Annotated in this window: 3 protein-coding genes and 1 pseudogene; all 4 read right to left on the bottom strand. The window is 72.9% G+C overall.

The window, feature by feature from the left end; translation table 11 throughout:
- Positions 1-255: 255 nt before the first annotated feature.
- Entirely contained in the window at positions 256-939 is a 684-nt protein-coding gene (locus ACFV3E_RS42170; protein WP_500358940.1) for a response regulator, read from the bottom strand.
- Positions 936-3,500, bottom strand: coding sequence for a sensor histidine kinase (locus ACFV3E_RS42165; protein WP_500541179.1), 2,565 nt, complete (start codon positions 3,498-3,500; stop codon positions 936-938). The genes ACFV3E_RS42170 and ACFV3E_RS42165 overlap by 4 nt, the downstream gene beginning before the upstream one ends.
- Before the next feature lie 100 nt (positions 3,501-3,600).
- Positions 3,601-4,224, bottom strand: a complete 624-nt coding sequence (gene kdpC, locus ACFV3E_RS42160) for a potassium-transporting ATPase subunit KdpC (RefSeq protein WP_500371861.1) — start codon at positions 4,222-4,224, stop codon at positions 3,601-3,603.
- A 19-nt stretch (positions 4,225-4,243) separates the two neighbouring features.
- A pseudogene (locus ACFV3E_RS42155) lies at positions 4,244-4,689 on the bottom strand (potassium-transporting ATPase subunit B); the annotation flags it as partial.

Raw genomic sequence — 4,689 nt, 5'->3', positions numbered from 1 at the left:
CCTGCGGCCGGTGCCCGGGGGGTACCGGCCCCCGCGGGGGGCGGGCGTGGCGGGGGGTTTTCCGGTTGTGGGGCGTTTCCGCCCAATCGGGGGGGGGGCGCCCCGGGGGCGGGGGCCGCCCGGGTGGGATCACGCGCGCCGTCACGGCACGTTGACCGCCGGCCCGGCCCGCTCCGACGCGGGCGTCGCGGGCGGACGACCAACGAACGCACCCCGCCCGGTGGGCCCCCACCGGGCGGGGTACGGTGCGTCGGCTCAGGGCTCGAAGCGGTACCCCATGCCCGGCACGGTGATCAGGTGGCGCGGGTGGGCGGGGTCCGGCTCCAGCTTGTGCCGGAGGGTGGCGAGGTAGACCCGCAGGTAGTTGGTGCGTTTCTCGTTGCCCGGACCCCATACGTCGCGCAGCAGCTGGCGCCCGGTGATCAGGCGCCCGGGGTTGCGCAGCAGCGGGGCGAGCAGCCGCCACTCGGTGGGCGTGAGCCGCGGGGCCGCGCCCTTGCCGGAGCGGCGCTCGACGGTGAACGCGCCCAGGTCGACGCGGTAGTCCGCGATGGTGACCGTCTCCGGCTCCTCCAGGACGGGCGGGCGGCGCAGCACGGCGCGCAGCCGGGCCGCCAGCTCGTCCATGGAGAACGGCTTGGTGACGAAGTCGTCGGCCCCCGCGTCCAGCGCCTCGACCTTGTCGGCCGGCCCGGTCCGCCCGGACAGCACGATGATGGGCAGCGGGCTCCAGGCGCGCACGCCGTGGATGATGTCGGTGCCGGACATGTCGGGCAGGCCGAGGTCGAGGATGAGGGCGTCGGGCGGCTGCCGGGACACCAGCAGCAGTGCCGTGGTGCCGTCGGGGGCGGTGGCGACGGCGTAGTGACGCGCCGTCAGATTGATGTCCAGCGCCTTCAGGATCTGCGGTTCGTCGTCGACGATCAGGACGCGCCTCATGTCAGCGCCTCCTCCCCGCCGACGGGGGCGGCGGGTACGTCGGCCGGACCGCCTGCGGTGGGCAGGGACAGGACCATGGTGAGACCTCCGCCAGGGGTGTCCTCGGGGGTGAGGGTGCCGCCCATGGCCTCGGTCAGGCCGCGCGAGAGGGCGAGCCCGAGGCCGAGGCCGGTGGTGTTGTCGGTGTCGCCGAGCCGCTGGAAGGGTTCGAAGACCCTCTCCCGGTCGGCGGGTCGGAGGCCGGGGCCGCGGTCCGCGACGCGCAGCTCGATGACCGGGCCGAGGGCGCTGGCGCTGACCAGGACCGCGGTGCCCTCCGGGGCGTACCGCTGTGCGTTGGTCACCAGGTTGGCGATGACGCGTTCCAGGAGCGGCGGGTCGGCCAGCGCGAACGGTACGTCCGCCAGGCCCCGGGTGGTGACGGGGACCGTGCTCTCGGCCAGGCTGTCGAGGGCGAGCGAGGCCGCTTCGGCCACGGAGGCCGGCTCGAGGGCCAGGCTGAGCGCGCCGGCCTGCAGCCGGCTCATGTCGAGGAGGTTGTCCACCAGCCGGTTGAGCCGGTCCAGGGACACCTCCGCGGTGGCCAGCAGTTCCTCCTGGTCCTCGGCGGAGAACTCGACCTCCCGGCTGCGCAGTGAGCTGACGGCCGCCCAGGCGCCGGCCAGCGGGGTGCGCAGGTCGTGGCTGACCGCCGCGAGCAGCGCCGTCCGCATGCGGTCGGCCGCCCTGACGGGCTCCACCTCTGCGGCGGCCTCGGCCAGCCGGGCCCGTTCCAGCGCGGAGGCCACGTGCCCGGCGAAGGCGATGAGCACACGCCGCTCCGAGGCCGCCAGGCGGCGGCCGCGCAGGACGAGGACGTCGTCCGGTCCGACGGGCACGGCCACCACGCCGTCCGCGGGATCGTCCACCGGCGCCGCCCCGCCGTCGGAACCGTGCACGAGCTCGGCCGACTCCATGCCGAAGGCCTCCCGCGTACGGTGCAGCAGGGCCTCGACGGCCTGGTCGCCGCGCAGGATGCTCCCGGCGAGGGAGGACAGCGTCTCGGCCTCGGCGGTGGCGTTGGCCGCGCGTCTGGACAGCCGCAGCGAGCGGTCCACGATCGTCGCGACGGTCACGGCGACGAGCGCGAAGACGGCCAGCGCCAGCATGTTGTTGGTCTCGCCGATGGTGAACCGGCCGATGGGCGGTATGAAGTAGTAGTTCAGCAGCAGGGACGCGGTCAGGGACGCGAGCAGCGCGGAGACGACGCCGCCGATGCAGGCGACGCCGACCACGGTCAGCAGGAAGAGCAGCGCCTCGCTGGTGAGGTTCAGGTGGCCCCGGCTGTTGGCGAGCACCGCGGTGAGCAGGGCGGGCAGGACGAATCCCGCGACGGGGCCCGCCACCTTCCGCACCGGGGGCAGCGAGCTGCCGGTGGCGGGCAGGAGGCGGCCGCGTCCCGCGCGCTCGTGGGTGACCATGTGGACGTCGATGTCGCCGGAGCGTTCCACGATGGTCTCGCCGACCCCGCGCCCGGTGAGGAACTGGGACAGCCTCCCGCGCCGGCTGGTGCCCATCACCAGCTGGGTGGCGCTCTCGGCCCGCGCGAAGTCCAGCAGGGCATCGGGGACGTGGTCGCCGACGACGGAATGGAAGGTGCCGCCGAGGCTCTCCACCAGGGCCCGCTGCTTGGCCAGCGCGGCGGGCGAGGCGTCGGCCAGTCCGTCGCTGCGCACGATGTGGACGGCGAGCAGGTCGCCACCGGCGGACCGAGCGGCGATCCGGGCGGCGCGGCGGATGAGGGTCGCGCCCTCCGGGCCGCCGGTCACGGCGACCACCACGCGCTCCCGGGTCTCCCAGACGCGTCCGATCCCGTGCTCGGAGCGGTACTTCTGCAGCGCCTCGTCCACGCGTCCGGCGACCCAGAGCAGGGCGAGTTCGCGCAGCGCGGTGAGGTTCCCGACGCGGAAGTAGTTCGACAGGGCCGCGTCGACCTTCTCCGGTGCGTAGACGTTGCCGTGGGCCATCCGGCGGCGCAGGGCCTCGGCGGGCATGTCGACGAGCTCGATCTGGTCGGCGCGGCGGACGACCTCGTCCGGGACGGTCTCCCGCTGGGGCACGCCGGTGATCTTCTCGACGACGTCGTTGAGCGACTCCAGGTGCTGGATGTTGACGGCGGTGATCACGTCGATCCCCGCCTTTAGGAGCACCTCGATGTCCTGCCAGCGCTTGGCGTGGCGGCCGCCGGGGATGTTGGTGTGGGCCATCTCGTCGACGAGTGCCACCTGCGGTGCGCGGGCGAGGACGGCGTCGAGGTCCATCTCGGTGAAGACGGTGCCCCGGTACTCGCGTTCCGCGCGGGGCACGACCTCCAGACCGTCGAGCATCTCCTCCGTGAGCGGCCGCTTGTGGCACTCGACGTACCCCACGACGACGTCGGTGCCCCGGGCGCCCCGGCGGCGTGCCTCGTCGAGCATGCGGTAGGTCTTCCCGACTCCGGGGGCCGCCCCGAGGAAGACCTTGAGTCTGCCGGGCCGTCCGTGGGGAGTGCCGGCCGGGGCCGGGACGACTGGCTGCGTCACCGGGAGTCCTTCCTTGTACGGGTGTCACGCCGCCCGGCGGCGCAGGTGGTCCCGGCCCCGCCGGGCGGCGTGGTACGGGCGGTTCGGTGGTGACGTGACGTCACTTCAGCTCGGTGAGCGCCTGGTTGAGTTCCACCACGTTGACGCGCTCCGCGCCGAGGAAGCCGAGGGTCCGGCCCTGGACGTGGTCCTCCACCAGCTTGCGCACGGTGGCGGCGTCCAGGCCGCGGGCCTGGGCGACCCGCTCGACCTGCTCGCGGGCGTACTCGGGCGAGATGTGCGGGTCGAGGCCGGAGCCGGAGGCCGTGACGGCGTCGACCGGCACGTCCTCGGGGGCGACGCCGTCGAACTCGGCGACCGCGGCCCGGCGTTCCTTGATGGTCTTCACCAGGTCCTCGTCGTTCGGGCCGAGGTTGGAGGCGCCGGTGACCAGCGGGTCGTAGCCGCCGGGTCGCGGCTGGAACCACTTCGGGTCCGGCTGGGCGACCTCTTCGGCGTCGTCCGGGTCCTTCTTGGGGAGGGTGAAGTTCTGGCCGATGAGGCTGGAACCGACGGTCTTGCCGTCCTGGGTGATCCTGGAGCCGTTGGCCTGGTCGGAGAACGCCGCCTGGGCGACGCCGGTGACGGCCAGCGGGTATGCGATGCCCAGGAGCACCGTGAACACCAGCAGCATCCGCAGGGCGGCCACGTGGTTGCGGACCACGGTGGGCAGGGAGCCGAACATGATGGGTTGCCTTCTTCTGTCAGCTGAGGCCGGGGATGAACTGGATGATCAGGTCGATCGCCTTGATGCCGACGAACGGCAGCACGAGACCGCCCAGGCCGTAGACCCAGATGTTGCGGGTCAGCAGCGCGGAGGCCGACGACGGCCGGTAGCGCACGCCGCGCAGGGCGAGCGGGATCAGCACGACGATGATCAGGGCGTTGAAGATGATCGCCGAGGAGATCGCCGACGTCGGGCTGTGCAGCTGCATGATGTTGAGCTTGTCCAGACCCGGGTAGGCGATCGCGAACATCGCGGGGATGATCGCGAAGTACTTCGCCACGTCGTTGGCGATGGAGAAGGTGGTCAGCGCGCCGCGGGTGATGAGCAGCTGCTTGCCGATCTCCACGATCTCGATCAGCTTGGTGGGGTTGGAGTCCAGGTCCACCATGTTCCCGGCCTCCTTGGCGGCCGAGGTGCCGGTGT

The organism is Streptomyces sp. NPDC059718 (assembly GCF_042733315.1).
In the GTDB taxonomy this organism is placed as follows: domain Bacteria; phylum Actinomycetota; class Actinomycetes; order Streptomycetales; family Streptomycetaceae; genus Actinacidiphila.
This window is presented reverse-complemented; position numbering and strand designations above follow the sequence as displayed.

Bases quoted from the DNA above. Each gene is read 5' to 3' on its own strand.
- ACFV3E_RS42170 (WP_500358940.1), bottom strand. From the start codon at position 939: ATGAGGCGCGTCCTGATCGTCGACGACGAACCGCAGATCCTGAAGGCG.
- kdpC (WP_500371861.1), bottom strand. From the start codon at position 4,224: ATGTTCGGCTCCCTGCCCACCGTGGTCCGCAACCACGTGGCCGCCCTG.